This window comes from Candidatus Phytoplasma stylosanthis (assembly GCF_032886435.1).
Lineage (GTDB): Bacteria > Bacillota_I > Bacilli_A > Acholeplasmatales > Acholeplasmataceae > Phytoplasma > Phytoplasma stylosanthis.
In genome coordinates this window covers 1-2,040 of the sequence record NZ_JAUZJP010000030.1, presented here as the reverse complement: position 1 = coordinate 2,040, position 2,040 = coordinate 1, and the positions used below count along the sequence as shown (strand labels likewise).

Annotated in this window: 1 protein-coding gene and 1 pseudogene; both read left to right on the top strand. The window is 29.3% G+C overall.

Annotation, left to right across the window (positions count from 1 at the left end):
• Window positions 1-299 (top strand): annotated as a pseudogene (locus Q8777_RS02530) (ATP-dependent Zn protease); the annotation flags it as partial.
• Complete coding sequence (locus Q8777_RS02525) at window positions 299-1,900, top strand: DNA double-strand break repair protein Rad50 (protein ID WP_318749486.1); 1,602 nt, start codon at window positions 299-301, stop codon at window positions 1,898-1,900. The pseudogene Q8777_RS02530 and the gene Q8777_RS02525, both read left to right, overlap by 1 nt.
• The last annotated feature ends 140 nt before the right edge of the window (window positions 1,901-2,040 follow it).

Sequence of the window (2,040 nt, the reverse complement as noted above, 5' to 3'; positions counted from 1 at the left end):
TCAAGAAAAGAAAAAATCCTTACAGCGAAGAAGCGAAACAATATTTATATGAAGTCATCAATGAAGCTTTAGAACATTTACCTGACCATCAACAATTCTTAAAAGCGAATCGGACTTTAGAAAACTTGTTAAAAACCACAGTGAGTATTTTTGCTCAAACCCGTGGGGCAGGTGAAACCCCAAGAAATGAAATCGATAAAAGTGATTTAAAACAAGCTTATCAAATAGTGATTTCACCTGATCTTAGTTTATTAGATCAAATTGAAAACCAATTCATGTCGAAAGGAGGTGAGAAATAATGTTATCACCAATAGACGTTTTAAAAGGTTTTATTAATTTAAAATCTTATTTTACCTGGGTTATGATGGCAATTACGGTCTGGGGTGGGTTTAGTTTCTTTAAAAAACGTTCTACATCTACTTCATGGTCAAAACATCTTACTACTTTTTTCATTATTTTAGGAATATTTAGTCTTATTTATTTCTGTTGTTTTCGCACTAAAGAACCATCCTCTAAATATTATGGTCAATTAATTGGAAAAATTGATCAAGCCATTGACAAATATTCCGATACAATTAATAACTACAATGGTTTAAAAAAAGATTGGGAAAAAGAATTAGAAAAATGTGATAAAGAACTAAAAGATCTTTATGAACAAAAAGATCTTACCCAAAAAGCTAAAGAAAAAATTAAAGAAGCTTTAGAAAAAAACGAAGCTAAAATTAAAGAAATAAAAGAAAATTTAGATCAAAATGATAAAAATATTACTATCTTAAAAGGAAAATTAGTCCAATTAGAAAAAGACAAAGAAACTAAAGAAAAAGAAATTAAAGTTAAAGAAGAACAGTTAAAATTAGCTTCTCCCGATGATAAAATTAGATTACAAGCGGAAATCGATAAACTCCAAGCTGAAATTTCAGAAATAGTTGGTGAAATCGGTAAAATCAAAGTTCAAATTGGTATATTAAAAAATAAACAAGAAAAATACCAAGATATGTTAACTCGTGCCGAAAAATTAAAAAAAGATTTAGAAGAAAGCTATCAATTTTTATCAGATTCCGAAAAATCAATATTAAACCAAATTCAAACAGTCAGCGAACGTCATGACGAAATCCAAAAAGAAATTGAGGAAGTGAATGAAAAAATAAAATTAATCGGTATCGAAAAAGAACAATTACGTATTTTACGTGTGGGTGCGGAAGCCGCTAAAACCGCTTTAGATGATTGGGATAAAAAACATCAATTTAGTTTTGGTAATTTACGTGACGCTCTTTTTCAAGGAGCAGAATTATATATGGACGCTTTTGGAGGCCGAGGTATGTTGAAAGCAGTAGGTGGTGGAGTTACCAAAAAAGTGGCAGGAACTGTTGCCAAAGTAGGTTTAGCTGTTCATGAAACTCACCGCATAATTCATTTAGCGCAAGAACTCTTTTGTCATCCTGATGGCACATTAAAAATGATGTCTCAAGAAACTTATGATTCTATTTGTACTCGTATTGACCGCGATTTAGCCAAACTCGATGCCGACTACAAAGATTACGAAAAGAAAAAAACTGATTATAAACTTCGTCTTAACCAAGAAAATTTAAATAACGAATGTAAAAAATCTGAAAAATTAAACAAAGATATAAAAAAAGAATTTGCAACTTGGATTGGTGAATACTCAACCATCATCGAAGAATTAACCCAAAAACAAGAAGAAGTTTTGGATACTGGCAAATTATATGAAGACAAAGCTGATTTAGAAAGCAAATTAGAAACTAAGAGAGAAAACGCGAATGTTTTAAAAGAACAATTAAAACAAAAAAATCCGAGTTACGCTCGTGCTCAACAACGTTTCATAGAACAACAAAAAAACAAAAAATATGCTCAATTCTATCAACCGATTATCGATAAATAATGATGAAAATTTATTTCATCATTATTTTGTTTCATTATTTCTTTCTTAAAGTTATATAATAGTGATATATTCAAATTTCCAAATTTGATAATAATAATCTTATTATTATCAGAAAGGTTACGAAATTAATGAATAAAAAA

Bases quoted from the DNA above. Each gene is read 5' to 3' on its own strand.
- Q8777_RS02525 (WP_318749486.1), top strand. From the start codon at position 299: ATGTTATCACCAATAGACGTTTTAAAAGGTTTTATTAATTTAAAATCT.